This is a genomic window from Marinobacter alkalisoli, assembly GCF_045449855.1.
GTDB lineage: Bacteria > Pseudomonadota > Gammaproteobacteria > Pseudomonadales > Oleiphilaceae > Marinobacter.
In genome coordinates, this window is record NZ_JBJJLC010000025.1 from 47,732 (window position 1) to 63,598 (window position 15,867).

The 15,867-nt window shown below is 58.1% G+C and carries 20 protein-coding genes; 8 read left to right on the top strand and 12 right to left on the bottom strand.

Translation table 11 applies throughout. The annotated features are described in order from the left end of the window. Positions 1–33 precede the first annotated feature (33 nt). Entirely contained in the window at positions 34–228 is a 195-nt protein-coding gene (locus tag ACJO5Y_RS10280) for a hypothetical protein (protein ID WP_406986976.1), read from the bottom strand. Between the two features lie 98 nt (positions 229–326). Between ACJO5Y_RS10280 and ACJO5Y_RS10285 the strand changes: the two genes are divergently transcribed. Beyond that, complete coding sequence (locus tag ACJO5Y_RS10285; protein WP_406986978.1) at positions 327–1,973, top strand: L,D-transpeptidase family protein; 1,647 nt, start codon at positions 327–329, stop codon at positions 1,971–1,973. Here the strand turns inward: ACJO5Y_RS10285 and ACJO5Y_RS10290 are convergent. Beyond that, entirely contained in the window at positions 1,970–2,851 is an 882-nt protein-coding gene (locus ACJO5Y_RS10290; RefSeq protein ID WP_406986979.1) for a chemotaxis protein, read from the bottom strand. The two genes, ACJO5Y_RS10285 and ACJO5Y_RS10290, sit on opposite strands and share 4 nt — an antisense overlap. A gap of 189 nt (positions 2,852–3,040) precedes the next feature. Further along, positions 3,041–3,736: a monofunctional biosynthetic peptidoglycan transglycosylase gene (gene mtgA / locus ACJO5Y_RS10295; protein WP_406986981.1), complete on the bottom strand. Its 696-nt coding sequence runs from the start codon at positions 3,734–3,736 to the stop codon at positions 3,041–3,043. A gap of 153 nt (positions 3,737–3,889) precedes the next feature. Here mtgA and ACJO5Y_RS10300 point away from each other — a divergent pair, with 153 nt between their 5' ends. Next, entirely contained in the window at positions 3,890–4,402 is a 513-nt protein-coding gene (locus tag ACJO5Y_RS10300; protein ID WP_406986982.1) for a DUF2244 domain-containing protein, read from the top strand. A 24-nt stretch (positions 4,403–4,426) separates the two neighbouring features. On the opposite strand, the gene ACJO5Y_RS10305 is transcribed toward ACJO5Y_RS10300, so the two are convergent. Further along, the gene (locus ACJO5Y_RS10305) at positions 4,427–4,666 is read right to left on the bottom strand and encodes a TIGR02647 family protein (RefSeq protein ID WP_406986983.1); all 240 of its coding nucleotides are present in this window, start codon (positions 4,664–4,666) and stop codon (positions 4,427–4,429) included. Between the two features lie 116 nt (positions 4,667–4,782). Beyond that, positions 4,783–5,577: a substrate-binding periplasmic protein gene (locus ACJO5Y_RS10310; protein WP_406986984.1), complete on the bottom strand. Its 795-nt coding sequence runs from the start codon at positions 5,575–5,577 to the stop codon at positions 4,783–4,785. A gap of 143 nt (positions 5,578–5,720) precedes the next feature. Between ACJO5Y_RS10310 and ACJO5Y_RS10315 the strand changes: the two genes are divergently transcribed. Together ACJO5Y_RS10315 and ACJO5Y_RS10320 are read left to right on the top strand one after the other, a co-directional pair. After that, positions 5,721–5,999, top strand: a complete 279-nt coding sequence (locus ACJO5Y_RS10315; protein ID WP_406986985.1) for an Rdx family protein — start codon at positions 5,721–5,723, stop codon at positions 5,997–5,999. An 88-nt stretch (positions 6,000–6,087) separates the two neighbouring features. Continuing rightward, complete coding sequence (locus ACJO5Y_RS10320) at positions 6,088–7,758, top strand: GMC family oxidoreductase (RefSeq protein ID WP_406986987.1); 1,671 nt, start codon at positions 6,088–6,090, stop codon at positions 7,756–7,758. A 34-nt stretch (positions 7,759–7,792) separates the two neighbouring features. Here ACJO5Y_RS10320 and ACJO5Y_RS10325 read toward each other — a convergent pair whose 3' ends face one another. Then, the gene (locus ACJO5Y_RS10325) at positions 7,793–8,473 is read right to left on the bottom strand and encodes an NAD-dependent epimerase/dehydratase family protein (RefSeq protein WP_406986988.1); all 681 of its coding nucleotides are present in this window, start codon (positions 8,471–8,473) and stop codon (positions 7,793–7,795) included. Between the two features lie 85 nt (positions 8,474–8,558). Here ACJO5Y_RS10325 and ACJO5Y_RS10330 point away from each other — a divergent pair, with 85 nt between their 5' ends. Beyond that, positions 8,559–9,041, top strand: a complete 483-nt coding sequence (locus ACJO5Y_RS10330) for a DUF4112 domain-containing protein (RefSeq protein ID WP_406986989.1) — start codon at positions 8,559–8,561, stop codon at positions 9,039–9,041. On the opposite strand, the gene ACJO5Y_RS10335 is transcribed toward ACJO5Y_RS10330, so the two are convergent. Beyond that, positions 9,033–9,914: a diacylglycerol/lipid kinase family protein gene (locus ACJO5Y_RS10335; protein WP_406986990.1), complete on the bottom strand. Its 882-nt coding sequence runs from the start codon at positions 9,912–9,914 to the stop codon at positions 9,033–9,035. The genes ACJO5Y_RS10330 and ACJO5Y_RS10335 overlap by 9 nt on opposite strands. Before the next feature lie 122 nt (positions 9,915–10,036). Beyond that, a complete protein-coding gene (locus tag ACJO5Y_RS10340; RefSeq protein ID WP_406986992.1) occupies positions 10,037–10,939 on the bottom strand; it encodes a DMT family transporter in 903 nt (300 codons plus the stop codon). A gap of 151 nt (positions 10,940–11,090) precedes the next feature. Here ACJO5Y_RS10340 and ACJO5Y_RS10345 point away from each other — a divergent pair, with 151 nt between their 5' ends. From ACJO5Y_RS10345 to ACJO5Y_RS10355, 3 genes are all read left to right on the top strand, one after another. Continuing rightward, a complete protein-coding gene (locus tag ACJO5Y_RS10345) occupies positions 11,091–11,792 on the top strand; it encodes a pseudouridine synthase (RefSeq protein WP_406986993.1) in 702 nt (233 codons plus the stop codon). A gap of 252 nt (positions 11,793–12,044) precedes the next feature. Next, a complete protein-coding gene (locus ACJO5Y_RS10350) occupies positions 12,045–12,749 on the top strand; it encodes a lytic transglycosylase domain-containing protein (protein WP_406986995.1) in 705 nt (234 codons plus the stop codon). Continuing rightward, positions 12,727–13,305, top strand: a complete 579-nt coding sequence (locus tag ACJO5Y_RS10355; RefSeq protein ID WP_406986996.1) for a DUF2845 domain-containing protein — start codon at positions 12,727–12,729, stop codon at positions 13,303–13,305. The genes ACJO5Y_RS10350 and ACJO5Y_RS10355 overlap by 23 nt, the downstream gene beginning before the upstream one ends. A 26-nt stretch (positions 13,306–13,331) precedes the next feature. Here ACJO5Y_RS10355 and ACJO5Y_RS10360 read toward each other — a convergent pair whose 3' ends face one another. The 4 genes from ACJO5Y_RS10360 to efpL form a co-directional block, all read right to left on the bottom strand. Continuing rightward, a complete protein-coding gene (locus ACJO5Y_RS10360; protein ID WP_406986997.1) occupies positions 13,332–13,823 on the bottom strand; it encodes an acyl-CoA thioesterase in 492 nt (163 codons plus the stop codon). A 108-nt stretch (positions 13,824–13,931) separates the two neighbouring features. Further along, a complete protein-coding gene (locus ACJO5Y_RS10365) occupies positions 13,932–14,681 on the bottom strand; it encodes an NAD(P)H-dependent oxidoreductase (RefSeq protein ID WP_406986998.1) in 750 nt (249 codons plus the stop codon). A 151-nt stretch (positions 14,682–14,832) separates the two neighbouring features. Then, a complete protein-coding gene (locus ACJO5Y_RS10370; RefSeq protein ID WP_406986999.1) occupies positions 14,833–15,198 on the bottom strand; it encodes a thiol-disulfide oxidoreductase DCC family protein in 366 nt (121 codons plus the stop codon). A gap of 70 nt (positions 15,199–15,268) precedes the next feature. After that, complete coding sequence (efpL, locus tag ACJO5Y_RS10375; protein ID WP_406987000.1) at positions 15,269–15,835, bottom strand: elongation factor P-like protein EfpL; 567 nt, start codon at positions 15,833–15,835, stop codon at positions 15,269–15,271. Between the last annotated feature and the right edge of the window lie 32 nt (positions 15,836–15,867).

Below are 15,867 nucleotides of genomic sequence, written 5' to 3' on the forward strand. Positions count from 1 at the left end.
CGACTGGTCTTCTGTCGGGGCTCTGATCCCACTTCAGTATGTGACACGGTGTCGATCAAAAATCTCCTGGATTTCCCGCTCTTCCTCCGAGGGAATCATCACTTTGATCACCTGGTTTTCCTTGTCCAGATAGATCGACTCCCTGGGCAACCCCGTTGCCAGTAAATCCTCTTCGGTGTTCCTCGCCTGATCAATATCCTCGTAATGTCCGTTCACTGTCTTGTTCATTGGGCACACCTCCTTTTTAACCGCCCATTTTAAGTCTAGGATTAACAGCAGGACTGTTCAATTTTTGCCCGCTCTGGAGGGAAAGGATGTCCTCAGGATTGACGGTTGTACGAGGGATACTCTTGCTGGTGCTGTGTCTGTGGCCCCTGAGCAGTCTGGCAAACGATGCCATCCGCGAGCGTGCGCAAGCCATTCACCAGGGATTTCCGGTCAGTGCGCTGGGAGAGCCGCTACTGGCAATGGATACCCTGTCGGCATTCTACGGCCACAGGGGCTATGCCCTGGCATGGACCCGGGACGAGGATCGGGAAGCCTTACTGAGGACCATCAGAGAGTCCGAGCGCCACGGCCTGACACCCGCCGACTATCATTACAACCTGCTGGCCAGCTTTGCAGCACAACCTCCTGACGACCTGGATCCCGAGTCCAGGGCGGATCTGGACCTGCTGCTGACTGACAGCCTGCTGTTGCTCGCCTCTCACCTGCTGGATGGCAAGGTGAACCGGGAGTCGCTGGAGGCGGAGTGGACGGCAAACCGTCACGGTCGCCGCCTGGACGAGGTGGTTGCCCGGGCCCTGGAAAATCAAACCATCGATACCCTGCTCCGCCACCTGGCTCCTTCCCAGCGTGGCTACCAGCAACTGCTGGAAGCACGGACATTCCTGCAATCCCTGCTCACCGTTCCCTGGAAACCGGTTGCCGGAGGCGCAACCATCCGGCCTGGCATGACCGACGACCGGCTGCCGTTCATCCGTCAGCGCCTGATTGCCCTGGGGGACCTCATGCCCACCGAATCACTGGAAGATCAGGTCATTGAGCGCCACTACGATGACAGGCTAATGTCAGCGGTGATGAGCTTCCAGGCCCGCCATGGGCTGGATACAGACGGATTGATCGGCCCACAGACCCTTGCGGCCTTTAACATCACCCCGCAACAGAAGCTGGCCCAGCTTGATGCCAATCTGGAACGCTGGCGATGGTTACCCGATGAGCTTGAGGAAACCCATGTTATCGTAAATATTGCCGGATTCGAGCTACGCATGGTGAAAGACGGCAAGGAGGTCCTGAACACCCGGGTGATCGTCGGGCGTCCATACCGGCAAACACCGGTCTTCCGCGATCAGATCCGCTATCTGGTGTTCAACCCGACCTGGACGGTTCCCCGCACGATCATGATCGAAGACCAGTTGCCCATCATACGGCGGAACCCGGACTACCTGCGAACAATGGACTTCACCGTCTACCGCGGCTGGGGCGCGGACCGGGAATGGGTTGACCCTGAAACCATCGACTGGTGGCTGCTTTCAAAGAACCATTTCCCGTTCCAGCTTGTACAGGAGTCGGGGCCCCGCAACGCGCTCGGACAGGTCAAGTTCATGTTCCCGAACGAGTTCGACATATACCTGCACGATACCCCTGCCCGAGCACTCTTTACCCGCAACGAACGCGCCTTCAGTTCGGGCTGCATTCGCGTCGAAGATCCGTTCCGGCTTGCCAGCCTGCTGCTGGAGGGGCAGAACGGCTGGACCCGGGAGCATGTCGACAAACTGGTCAGTTCCCGACAACAGACCACCGTCTATCTCAAACAGCCAGTGCCCGTGTACCTGGAGTACTGGACCACCTGGGTCGACAGGGACGGCACCCTGCAGTTTCGCAACGATGTCTACGAGCGCAACCCGCGCCTGATTTCAGAACTGACTGCAACGTCCCCAACCCTGTCGCCGGAACAGGCCAGTTCGGATTAGTGTTCAGAACCACGCAGCATTGCCTGCATCAACTCATTCGCATCAAACTTGGTCAACGCCTCATTGGCGCCGACCTGATTGGCATAACTCAGGCTCATTTCGCTGTTCAGGGAGGTGTGCAGAATAATGTAAGGCTGCTTGAGCGACGTGTTATCCCGAATATTGAACGCCAGCTCATAGCCGTCCAGCCCCGGCATTTCAATATCACTCACCAGGATATCCACGGGCTGATCGACATCAGCCGCCTGCAGCATGATGTCCAGGGCGCTCTGGCCGTTGCTGGTCACCTCATAGGAAATGCCCTTGCTGTCCAGTACATCGGAAAGCTGTTTGCGGGCCACCTGGGAATCGTCCACCAACAGGATTCGCTGCGCGCGCAGGGTTTCACTCTCCACATCCGTCAGGGCTGCGGCATCGGTATTGACCGCGGAAGGGTAAACCTTGGAAAGCAGTAGCTCGACATCCAGTAACTGGATCAGTTCACCTTCCAGATCCAGCAGACCAGTCACAAACGCCTGGTCACCCAGGGCGGCCGGTGGTGACTGAACCTGTTTCCAGTCAGCCTCAATAATCTTGTTGACGCTGCGCACCACAAAACCGATTTCCTGACGCTGGATATCCGTCACAATAATGGAGCTGGCCTTCTGCTCCTCAGCACTCAATGGCCGCCCACCCACGGCCGCCGCCATATCAATCACCGGTACTGCGGCGCCACGAAATGACATGGTGCCAAGTACCGCGGAATGGCTGTGCGGCAACCTGGTCAGCCGGGCAAACGGCAGTATTTCGCGGATTTTCAGTGTCCCGATGGCGAAAGGCTTTTGTCCTGTCAGGCTGAACAGCAGCAATTTCTGGGAATGGGCGGTTTGTCTGGACATAACGGGCGCGAATCCTTTGGCAAGGTAACAATAGCAACACTCTGGCAGAGCCGGTCCGGGGGAAGGCATCGGTGTATCCCCGTTCTTGAGCACAGCTCATCCGGACGGTCAGATTGCCATATTCCCGCCAAAAGAGTGTATCGATTTCGTTACACCTGCTCCTGCGCCGCCTACCTGCCTGTTACCGGATTACATTTCCCGCAGATACCCCGGCCCCGACAGCTGGTACATCTGCCTCTCCACCCAGCCAGTACGTTCCCACACATACGCGGAGGGATTGCCCGCGCTCAGCACTTTCGGATTGGGCAGCACTGCGGCAAGCCTTGCTGCCTGAGATGGTGAAAGATAGCGGGCGCTGATACCGAAGTACGCCCGGCTGGCGGCCTCGACGCCGTATATTCCCGGGCCGAATTCAGCCACGTTGAGATAGACCTCCAGAATCCGCTGTTTTGGCCAAAGGGTCTCGAGCCCCAGCGCCAGTCCCGCCTCAAGGGCCTTGCGGATAAAGCTCCGGCCATTCCAGAGAAACAGGTTCTTGGCCGTTTGCTGGGTAATGGTGCTGGCGCCCCGCAAGCCGTCACCCGCCCGGTATTCCGCCAGGGCCTTGCGGATCGCGGCGAAATCCACCCCCCAATGGTCGGGAAAACGCTGATCCTCACTCGCGACGACCGCCAGGGGCATCCACCTGGACATGCTGTCGTAGTCGATCCACTGCTGATGCACCTTGTTGTCGGGATGGCTGACGCCATAGGCCAGCATGAAGGCGGTGGTGGGTGGATTGATAAACCTGAACAGCAACAGGACAGCCACCAACAGCACCAGCAATCCGGCGGATCCCCGGACGAGGAACCGGACAATGCGCCGCGGGAAAGTTTTGTTCGCCAAATGGAAACTCCGATGTACACGCAACTATGCTAAGGGTAGATAGTATGTCGTGGTTCTCGTCCCATTTGAATTACGGCTCCGTCAGGCAACGGTAACCATCGATACCAGCCATTATGGCGTATAGAAGCCTGTAACGGTTGCGGGGTAAGGACGATGGTAGAACACCTTGAATCCGAAGAAGGCGTCAGGTTGCTACTGACACCCAACCAGTCACTGAGTTGGCGTGGTAATGTCCGGGTGTGGGCACTCCTCTTCACCCTGTCGCTGATTATCGCCACAGGCATGGCGCTGGCGGGCGCCTGGGTGGTGATGCCCTTTGCCGGCATTGAACTGGTCGCCCTGGCGGCGGGCATCTACTACACCGCCAGATCCTGTCAGCTGCGGGAAGTTCTGTCCATCTCTCCCGGCAATCTGACTCTGGAAAGGGGCCGGCGCACCAAGGAGGCAGAGTGGACAATGCCCCGCCGCTATGCCCGCATTCGCGCCGACATGCCACGACATCCGTTTACACCCCCCAAGCTGTTTCTCTGCTATAGAGGACAGGACATTCCCCTGGGCGGTTTTCTCAACGTAGAGGACACCCAGATACTGCTGCGCATCCTCGAAGGAAAGGGGGTGAGCATCGATCGCAGGGCGCCGGAACCGGACATCGGGTTCTGGTATTGACTCCAGCCCCCTATCGATCCGAAATCATTGGCTGGACAGAATAGACTGGAGCTTCTGGGTCAACTCCACCGCCTCACTGCCGAGATTGGTCAGGTAACCACCATCCTGCTGGGTGATCAGCCCCTTCTGGTGCAACCGTTCGGCCGCTTTCACGATGGCCTCCGGCGCGGAGTGCTGGTGTACCTTGATGCCTTCCTGGGTTGAGGAAGAACCGAACTGCGTGAGCAAATTCAGTTCAGCAAGATGATCAGGGGAAAAAGCCATGGATGATCCTCGTATGATGTTGGAGCTACCCTACTAGTTCTATACGAGGATCGCCGAATCTACAAAACATTTCTGCATAAAGCAGGAAGCCCCGGCTCCCCCCGGCCTCGCCAGCATCACTCCACTTGCGGCTGGTACTGACGAATCAGGTGATCGAGTTCACCCGCCTCACGCACCTGGTCAAGAGCCGCCTGCAGGGCTGCCACTATCGCGGGTGACGTTTCGTTACTCATCGCCAGGTACATGGGCGTTTCACGGAACACCAGGACGGGTTTCAGGCCATCGATACCGTGCTCCTCTTCCGCAACCAACGGACCGACAAGTCCATCGGTCACCCACAGATCGGCCTCTCCCAGCTCTAACCGGCGGGGGTTAACATTCCCGGAGACACTCATGATCACCTCAAATCCCTGGCTGATCAGATAATTAGACATCACATCGCCCTTGTAGCCGGCAATGCGATAGTTTCTGGCATCCTCCAGGGAATCCAGCGTGATATCCGATCCCGGCGCAGCAAACAGCGTCCACTTGATCGGTGCCAACGGCCCTACCCATTGGAACTGGTCTTCACGCTTATCGGTTCGTGCGGTACAGAACAACCCGTGATTTTCACGTCCCTGGATCCAATTGTAGGCATAGCTCCAGTCCCGCATTTTCATTACGTACTCATAATCCACCCGGGCGAGCATGGCCTTCACCATTTCAGCGCAAATACCGGTAATCTCGTCTTCACTGTGGGCGTAGCCTTTGCCGGATATCGCCTGGTTGTATGGCGGATAGTTTTCCGTAAAGATGTACAGGCGCTCGGAAGCACTTGTGCCCGTACTCAGGATGATGGCACTCAGCACAACAAAGCCAGGTACGGCGCCTTTCAGTATCCTTGCGATGAACGTGGTCATCAGGGTAGACATGCTCGTGTCCTTATCGACGATTCTGATAATGTTATTGGAGTCTGTTGGCCGATGCCTATGATTACCGTTCAGAACAGAAAAGTCTGTGACAAAACGTATCTGTGCAAAAGCAAACTAAATCTCGAAAAACATTGTGGAGAGTCATGACCAATCGCGTTGATATTCACTACTGCACCGGCTGCCACTGGTTGATGCGGTCGGCCTGGATGGCCCAGGAACTGCTGACTACCTTTGAAGGCGAACTGGATGAGCTGACACTGCACCCCGGTTCCGGTGGCATTTTCGAGATCTGGGTAAACGGTAAGCAAATCTGGTCGCGGGAGCAACAGGGAGGCTTCCCGGAGATCAAGCAGCTCAAGCAACTGGTCCGGGATGAAATCAGTCCACAACGGGATCTCGGTCATTCCGACAAAAAGGCCTGAGGAATTAGTCTAAGCCAGGGTGTAATTGGCCGCGATATACGCTACAAAATCAGTGACCATTACAACAAAAATACTCTGGTTATACGGCATGAATGACAGCACAAGACCTGCTCCAGAACACTTCGACTACATCATCGTGGGTGCCGGCACCGCCGGTTGCCTGCTTGCCAATCGCCTCAGCGCCAACCCGGAGCACCGGGTACTGCTGATTGAAGCCGGCGGGCGGGACAACTACCACTGGATTCATATCCCCGTGGGTTATCTCTACTGCATTGATAACCCCCGCACCGACTGGCGCTTCAGAACCGAGCCATCACCCGGCCTTAACGGTCGCTCGCTGATCTATCCGCGGGGCAAGACTCTGGGAGGCTGCTCCAGCATCAACGGCATGCTCTATATCCGTGGCCAGCGCCGCGACTACAATCACTGGGCGGACCTGACCGGAGACGACTCCTGGAGCTGGGACAACTGCCTGCCGGACTTCATGCGCCACGAAGACCATTACCGGCTCGATACCGGCGGAGATGCCGACGATCACCACACCCGGTTCCACGGCCATGGCGGTGAGTGGCGGGTGGAACATCAGCGACTGAAATGGCAGGTGCTGGAGGATTTCGCCGAGGCCGCCGTGCAGGCCGGCATTCCCCGCACCCAGGATTTCAATCGTGGCGACAATGAGGGCGTCGATTATTTCGAGGTAAACCAGCGCGCCGGCTGGCGCTGGAACACCTCCAAGGCCTTTCTCCGAAGTGCCGCCAAACGACCAAACCTCACGGTATGGCACTCAACCCAGGTGCTTGGGCTGACAATGGAAACCGGCGCGGGAGGCCAGCCCCGCTGCTCCGGTGTTCGTATTGCCCGGCCTGGAAAGGGTGAAACCGTCGCGGTGGCGTCGACAGAAGTCATCCTTTCCGCCGGCTCCATTGGCTCACCGCAACTGTTACAACTCTCCGGCATTGGCCCGGCCGACCTGCTCAACCAGTACGATATCCCGGTGGTTGCAGACCTGCCCGGTGTTGGTGAAAACCTCCAGGACCACCTGCAGATTCGCTCGGTCTACAAAGTCCACGGCGCCAACACCCTCAACACCATGGCCGGCTCCCTGATTGGCAAGGTGAAAATCGGTCTTGAGTACCTGTTCAAACGCTCAGGCCCCATGAGCATGGCGCCGTCCCAGCTGTGCGCCTTCACCCGCAGCTCCGATGCCTACGATTACGCCAACATCCAGTACCACGTACAACCGCTGAGCCTGGAAGCCTTCGGCCAACCCCTGCACGATTTCCCGGCCATCACCGCCAGCGTGTGCAACCTGAACCCCACGAGCCGGGGCACGGTGCGCATCCGCAGCCGCGATCCCCGTGAAGCGCCGGCCATCGCCCCCAACTACCTGAGCACGCCGGAAGACCACAAGGTAGCCGCCGATTCGTTGCGGGTCACCCGCCGCATCGCCGAACAACCGGCCTTTGCCAAGTACCAGCCGGAAGAATACAAACCCGGCATGCAATACCAGACCGACGACGAACTGGCACGCCTGGCCGGAGACATCGGCACCACCATCTTCCATCCCGTGGGCACAACCCGCATGGGCCGGGCCGATGACGACATGGCGGTGGTGGATTCCCATCTGCGGGTTCGCGGGGTCGACGGTTTGCGGGTAGTGGATGCCGGTGTCATGCCTACCATCACCAGTGGCAACACCAACTCACCAACACTGATGATCGCGGAGAAAGCAGCCGCCTGGATACTGGCCGGCGAATAAGCCGGCCTGAAAGGAGAAGGGTTCGGGGCGGGTTTTATTCAGCCAGGGCCACGATGTCCGGATACTCATGAATCCGGACCGCGTCCTCGCCATCCGAGGTCAATGACAGCCCACAGACCTCGTTCACCATAGCTCGGGCAACGGTATCAGCCTCAATACCACGGTATTTTTCCAGCGGCCCGAACAGTGCCCGGTTGATCAGGGGCATGGCCTTCATGCCCAGGGCCTCGGCGGTACGGTGTTCCTTGCGGTCCCCGAGCAACAGGCTGGGACGATAGATCGACAGGAAGGGATAGCCAAGACTGCTGACACTGTCTTCCAGTTCCCCTTTTACGCGGTTGTAGAACACCGTCGAGGATGACGAAGACGCAATTGCGGACATCAGCACAAACGCCCGTGCACCCTGGGAGCGCCCGAGTTCCGCTGCCTTCAGGGGATAACCGTAATCCACCTTACGAAACGTCTGCTGGGAACCGGCTTTGCGGATAGTGGTGCCGAGACAACAGACAATAACGTCGGTCTTAAACAGATCCGCGTGGTCATCCAGCCGGTCAAAATCCACCTCCCACTGCATCAGTTTCGGATGCTGCCTGTCGGCTGCCCGCCGCACGGGCATCACCACAGAGGCCACCTCATCCCTCGCCAGCAACCCGTCCACCACCTTGCCGCCGGTGAGACCTGTTGCACCCAAAACCGTAACCGTGATCGCTGTCATTTTCCGCAGTCCTCGCATCCATCTTTGCAGAAGGCTAACATTCTATCTCACTCCACACTCAAGAATTTTCGAGGATTAACCTGACATGCCCAACCGGGAAACCACCACCGGCCATTCCGACCTGAAAGCCAGACAACAGGCAACGCTTGTCCGCCTCGACAAGTTTTCCCGGATCACCGACACCGCCATCCGGATTCCGTTTACCCGGATCCGTCTCGGCCTCGATCCCATTATCGGCCTGCTGCCCGTAGTGGGTGACCTCATCGGCCTGGTGCTGTCGCTGTATGTTCTGGTGGAAGCGCAGCGGGCCGGCGCCAGCAAACGTGTCAAGGCGCATATGGTCAAGAATATGTTGATTGAAACTTTCGGTGGCATGGTGCCTGTGGTGGGGGATGCCTTTGATATCGTCTACAAGGCAAACACCCGCAATACACGCCTGTTGCGGGAGTATCTGGAACAAGAGCTGAATACGGAACCGCAGCCCCGCTTTCCGTGGATGCAACTGGTTTTCCTGGTCATCCTTCTAGCCGTACTGACGGGACTGGTGGCACCGCTGATTCTAGGATGACGGCGCGGCAGCCACCACGGTAGCGCCAATCACTGACAAGCATTGCGCCCGGCACACCACATCCAGTGGTGTTTTCCCGGCAACATCCCCATCCGCGGTAACCGTCTTGGGTTTACGGGTAGTCACACGGCAACGCTGTCCCTTGAGGTGGACCACCGTGCGGGTGCGTCGGGGGGACTGCCGGTTCAATTGCAGCAGAACAAAGCTCAGCAGCAGTTGAAGCAGCGGGCGGGGTTTCACCGCGATCACATCCAGGCGCCCGCTGTTGGCTGAGGCTTCCGGCACCTCATTGCCACCTCCAAAAAAAGCACCATTGGCTATCGCAACAGACAACCAGCGGCCACGGACATATCCGTTGTCGCATCGAATTTCTGCATGAAACCCGCGTTTGTCGCTCAGCTTTCGCAACAGCTCCACGCCATAGCTGAAACGGCCCCACAGTTTCTTCCGGGAGTCGTCAGACTGGCAAACCGGAACCGTACCCAGGCCGATATGCGCCACATTCAGAAACAGCTGCTCATCGAATTCCGCGACATCAACACGCTGGCTTTCACCTTTGCGGATGAGGGCACACAGAGCATCCGGCGCCTCTGGCAAGTCCAGATTGCGGGCAAAATCGTTGGCGGTGCCGGAAGGCAGCACCGCCAGTGTGGCGTCATGCTCCAGGCATATCCGGGCGCCCATATTCACCGAACCATCCCCGCCGGCTACCATCACCACATCCCCGGGCTGCACCTGCCTGGTCCAGTCGTCATGCTCAAAGTCACAACAGGTCGGATCGTGAATACCGGCGTCCGCCAGTTGCGCCAACCAGAAATCACGACCCCGCTGGCCATCGCCGGCCCTGGGATTCGCCACCAGCCAATAGGTCATTCGATTATTCCCTGCCCGAGATTGCTGCACCCCAACGGTTTTCCGTATGAAGCCCTATCAAAAGATAACCCAGAGCGCCTGTGTGCGCCGCAATTCCAGGTTACGGTTTGGATAACCGGGCCTTATCGCCGGGACAATGCTCCCGATCGCTGGGTAACCACCAGAGCCACCCCGGTGATGGAGATGGCGCCACCCACCATAGCCAGCAGGCCCAGCCGCTCGTCAAACAGCCAGTAGGCCTCCAGCGCCGTCACCGGCGGCACCAGGTAAAACAGGCTGGCCACCTGCGAGGCCGCCCCCTGACGGATCAGCCACATCAGCAACAGGATGGCGCCGATGGATACACCAAATACCAGCCAGGCCATGGATAGCTGCAGCTGAAGCGCCCATTCCACTTCCCGGGTTTCCAGTGTGAAAGCCCCGATGGCAAAAAACACCGCCGCAGCGCTGTACTGGATAAGCGTGCCCGCCACCAGGTCCGCCTGAGTGCCGTTGCGTTTCTGGTACACCGTTCCCAGGGATATCCCCGCCAGGGAGAACCCCGCCCAGACCAGCGTCCATAACGGGAAATCCGAGGCTGTGCCTTCACCACCGACAAACTTCTCCAGCAACACCAGCGTGACGCCCACGAGCCCGAAGGCCAGCCCCAGCCATTGCCGCCCCGAAACGCCTTCTTTCAGAACAATCACTGCTGCGGCCGCCGTAACCAGCGGCTGCAGCCCGACAATCAGGGACACAATGCCCGACGGCATACCACCCTGAATGGCGTAATACACACCACCCAGATAACAGCCGTGGACCAGCAGCCCGGTAACCGCCAGATGACCCGCAGCCCGCCATCCCGGCCAGCGGGTCTTCATCAGCCAGGCCAGCCCCGCCAACAGCACCAGGGTGAACAGCATGCGGATCAACAGCAGCGTGAACGGCTCCGCATACGGCAGCCCGTACTTGGCCCCGATGAATCCGGTACTCCACAACCAAACAAACAGCGCGGGCACCAGAAAGGTAAAGAAAACTGAGCGCATGACGATTCAACCAGGCAAAAGATTCCAGAATACAGCCACTTTAAAAGTTAGCAGCCAATCAATACAGATACAGACAATGGGCTTTACCACCATCACAGTCACGAATTCATGACCCTGTCCTGCCCCGGGCCAACCCGTTATCATTCACGCCATGAAACTTTCGCGAATCCTCAGCAACCAGAACGGCGTCAGCCGCAAGCAGGCCAATGCATTGATTGCCGCCGGTCGCGCCACGGTGAATGCCGAAGTATGTACCGACGCCTCTCTGGATGTGGACCGGTTCGCCACCGTCGCCGTTGATGACACTATCATCCAGCAAGGCTCACCGGCCCGCTACCTGATGCTGAACAAACCCGCCGGGTACCTGAGTGCCACCGAGGACGACGTCCACCCCACGGTACTGGACCTGATTGCCCCGGACCTGCGGGCCGGCCTGCATATCGCGGGGCGCCTGGACCGGGCCACCACCGGCTTGCTGATACTGACCAACGACGGTACCTGGTCCCGGGAACTGACTGAACCCCGGATCAGGATTCCCAAGGTTTACCGGGTGACCACTGCCCACCCCATATCTCCGGAAACCGAGGAACGCTTTGCCGAGGGCATCTGGTTTGAATACGAACAACTGACAACGTCACCTGCACACATAGAACAGATGGATGCCACCAACGCCCGACTGACCATTTACGAAGGCCGCTATCATCAGGTCAAAAGAATGTTCCATGCCGTGGGTAACCGGGTGATCTCCCTGCATCGGGAGCGGATGGGTGCCATAGCCCTCGACGGAAAACTTCAACCGGGAGAGTACCGTGCATTGAATCAGCAAGAAACTCAGTCGATCCCCTGCAGATAAGGTTAGCTGTCCCTGCCCATCTTCTGCTAGAACCGCTGATCACCACCGTTTTACCCGCCACGCCCATGATCATTTTCCCCACGCTTGTGAATGGATCAAAAGCCTAGGGTCAAAGCCTGTGCAAATACAATGACTGGAGACACCATCACATTTGCGAATATCGACACTTATCGTTACGTTTCTTACGTATCACAACGACGTATACTGGCGGTTATCAGACAGTTGTCCGTTCAGGTTTCTCATGAGTGCACAATGACAAGCAGTAATCTTCTCTGCCCACCATTACTGGTAACCCTATTGTTGGCGCTATTGTCCCAACCAGTCGTTGGTGGCAGCGTGAAACGCATAGTTCACCCCGACGGCACGGTGGAATACACTAATGTTAAGGGCGGTGAACAACGACACGCTTCCAGTAAGAATGAGGTGGTCTATCGGTATCAGGATAAAAATGGCGTGGTCGCCTACAGCGGCAACCGGCCGGCAGGGGCGGATTTTGATGTCATTCGCTTCCACTGCTATGCCTGCAACCCGAATTCGAAGGTGAACTGGCAGACCACGCCACTTTACCGCGAGCCCTACCGGGACGAAATCCAGGCGGCTGCCCGGCAATTCCAGATTGATCCGGCACTGGTTCGCGCCGTCATCCATGCCGAATCCGCCTTCAACGCCGGCGCGGTCTCCCCCAAGGGCGCCCAGGGGCTGATGCAACTAATGCCGGCAACCGCCCGGGAACTGGCGGTCAGCAATGCCATGAATGCGGCCGAAAATATCCGCGGTGGAGTCAATTACCTGGCGCAGATGCTGAAACGTTTCGGCGGTGATACCAAACTGGCCACCGCAGCTTACAATGCCGGCCCCGGAGCTGTAGGTCGCCATGGCGGCATCCCGCCGTACGCGGAAACCCGGGCCTACGTTGAACGAGTGGGTATCCTCCATGAACGTTACGCGCGTCACTAAAGTTCTCGCCAGCCTTACCTTACTGCTGGCCATCAACCCCGTGATGGCTTCTTTCCGCTGTGGCAGTGCGCTGGTCAGCCAGGGGGACTGGCCCATCGAGGTGGAAGAACGCTGCGGCCAGCCGGATTATGTTGCGCAATACCCCCAGGCCGTCATACCGGGACTTGGCGTGGTACAAACCGAAGAACACTGGTACTACAACCGCGGTCCTCAGAGTTTCATTCGTCGATTGGTTTTCCGGAACGGCAAGCTCCATCGGGAAGACAGCCTGGGTTATGGCTTTTACCCGGATAACGCGGGTCCCTGCACTACCGGCGCCCTGCAGGAAGGTATCAGCGAATTCGAAGTGATGGCCCGCTGTGGCGACCCATTGTCCAGACAGGTGACCTGGCAGGTCGTGACTCCCCATCGTGCCGGCTCCGGTCTGGCCGCGGAGAGCTACCCCGTGCCCGTCGAGGAATGGCTGTACGAACTGAGCAACACGCAATTCCGCCGGGTGATCACTCTGCGCAACGGTCGGGTGATTGATGTGGAATCCACCAAAAAACCCCATTAACCAGCCTTGCCCGACATTCACTCCGGTCAGCGACTGGAAAGCTTCTCCCGGGTTTGCAGGCGTCCTTTACGACGGATTTCGGCATTGTCGAACCGACGCTGCTGTTCATCGGTTTCAGGAATAACCTGCGGCACATCCACCGGCTTGCCCTCTTCGTCCAGCGCCACGAAGGTGAAAAACGCAGACAGAATATGCCGCACGTCCCCGGTATAGCTGTTTTCAGCCTCGACCCTGGCACCAATCTCCATGGACGACCCCCAGCTTCGGTTCAGGGCCAGGCTGAACAACAGGGTATCGTTCCCTTTCGCAGGCGCCCGGAAGTGAATGGAGTCCACCGCAGCCGTCACACAGACATGGGCCGAATGACGCTCAGCCACTACCAATGCCAGGCGATCGCACTTGGCCATGATCATTCCACCGAACACTGTGTTGTGGGAGTTCATGTCGTTGGGAAACACTTTATAGACATGCTTCTCAATGGCTGATGCGGAAACGGGTTTGGAGTCGGTACTGGGCATGATTCCCTCCTGGGTGGACCAAGTTGCCAAGCGTACTGAAACCATCTCACAGATAATAGTAATAATTGACAGTCTCTGGCCCGCCCGAGTGATCCTCACCTCGCCATGCTACAACCGCCAGCGTAGCGGATTCGTCGGTTGCAGCATGCCATCCTCGTCCCAATCATCCCAGCCGGTGAAGGGAATCACAGACTCTGTCGCAAGGTCAGGCAGCCGACGTGCCCAGGCGTTCTTCATGGCCTCCAGGCGATCCCGGAATACCTGCTCGTCCTGATAGCGAATGCCGCCGCCCTGAACGCCATAACTGACTTGTGGAGCCAGCACCTCATACCCCACGTAATAGAGTGAGGAGTGCATCGGCCATAGCCATTCCACCATGTTGCCGGCCCTGCCGAAGGGCTGAAACGCCTGCTCCGGAGAGCCCGCCGTTACCGAGCAGATTGCGCGCTTGCCCCGGAAATGACCGTGATCATAGCGCCGGCTGCCGGAGTACATACCGCCATAGACCAGGACCCGGTCGAACCAGCCTTTCAGGATAGCCGGCTGGGCGTGCCACCACAGTGGGAACTGGAAGATCACCAGGTCCGCCCACTCCAGGCGGCGTATTTCCCGCTGAACATCCGCCGGGAGCAGGGCTCGCTCATAGTGAGCCCTTTGCTCGGTCAACGGCGCAAAATAGCTGTCATCCACCCGCCGGGAATAGTGAGTGGCACGCTCCACCGGATCAAATCCCTCGCCGTACAGGTCATCCAGCTCAACCTCGTGCCCGGCCTCTTTTAGCCTGGTCACCGCAACGTCGGCCAGGCCACCGTTGAAGGACGACCGCTCGGGGTGGGCTAGAACAATCAAGACTTTCATCTCGGGACTCCCTGCTGCATCCATGTGTGAACAGCCTAATCTGTTCACATCAACACAGGAATTCCACAAAACCGAGAATCATCTTTGCATGAACGAACAACGTATTCGTTGGGATGACCTGAAAATCGTGCAGGCCATTGCGGAGTCCGGCTCACTGGCTGGTGCTGAGGCGTTTGGCCACCCATCGATGATACAGCCACGCCAGAGTGGGCCGAATCACGGGCAAGCCAATCAACCACGCCAGGGGTTTCAGCGCGAAAACGCGGGACATCAGCAGGATATAGGCGTCCATTTCCCGGTGTACCCGGCCCTGGTCGTCCTTGACGTGCAGCTCCCTGAGGGCCTTGTCAGGATCGATACCTTCACGGCGCAGTTCATCGTCACGCCCGGTAATGTCCAGCCATTCAACGGATGCCCCGGTTTTTCCCGCCAGCTTTTCGTACCACCGGCGGTCCTTGATGCAGGCGGGGCAGGAGCCATCATAGAACACCACCAGTTTGCCGGCTGAGGTAGCCATAGTCGCCTCCTTCAGGAATATTGGCGCTACACCCATTATCAATTCCGGATGGCAGCTCTTTCAAATCAGATTAAGCACGCCCCAGGAACCGGCGTTCCTCCACATTCACCTTGATTCTATCGCCGGTGGAAATGTGCTCGGGCACCTGGATCACCAGCCCCGTCGACAATGTCGCTGGTTTGGTCCTCGCCGTTGCCGAACCGCCCTTGACTGAAGGATCGGTTTCCAGAATCTCCAGGTCCACCGTCGGCGGCAGATCCAGCGCGACCGGGGCGTCGCTCACCAGGATCACCATCAGTCCCTGGGTGTCCTCGCTGATAAACAGCAGTTCTTCGGCGATGGACTCGCGGTTCAGGCTGTACTGCGTGAAGTCTTCGCTGTCCATGAAGACGAATTCATCGCCATCGGAATAGGAAAAGGTCGCCGGTCTGCGAACCAGGTCGGCCAGGTTCAGCATGTCCGAGTCCTTGAAGGTTTCGTCGATCTTGTTTCCATTGACCACATCATACATCCGCATGCGGTACAGGCTGCCACCGGCACGCCCCTGGGGAACGGAGCGCTCGATGTCCTTTACGAAATAGGCCCTGCCCTCATACTCGACGGCTGAATTTTTCTTGATTTCACTGGCTTTTGGCATGTCTTCGGATTCCGGAACAATAAATGGGAAAA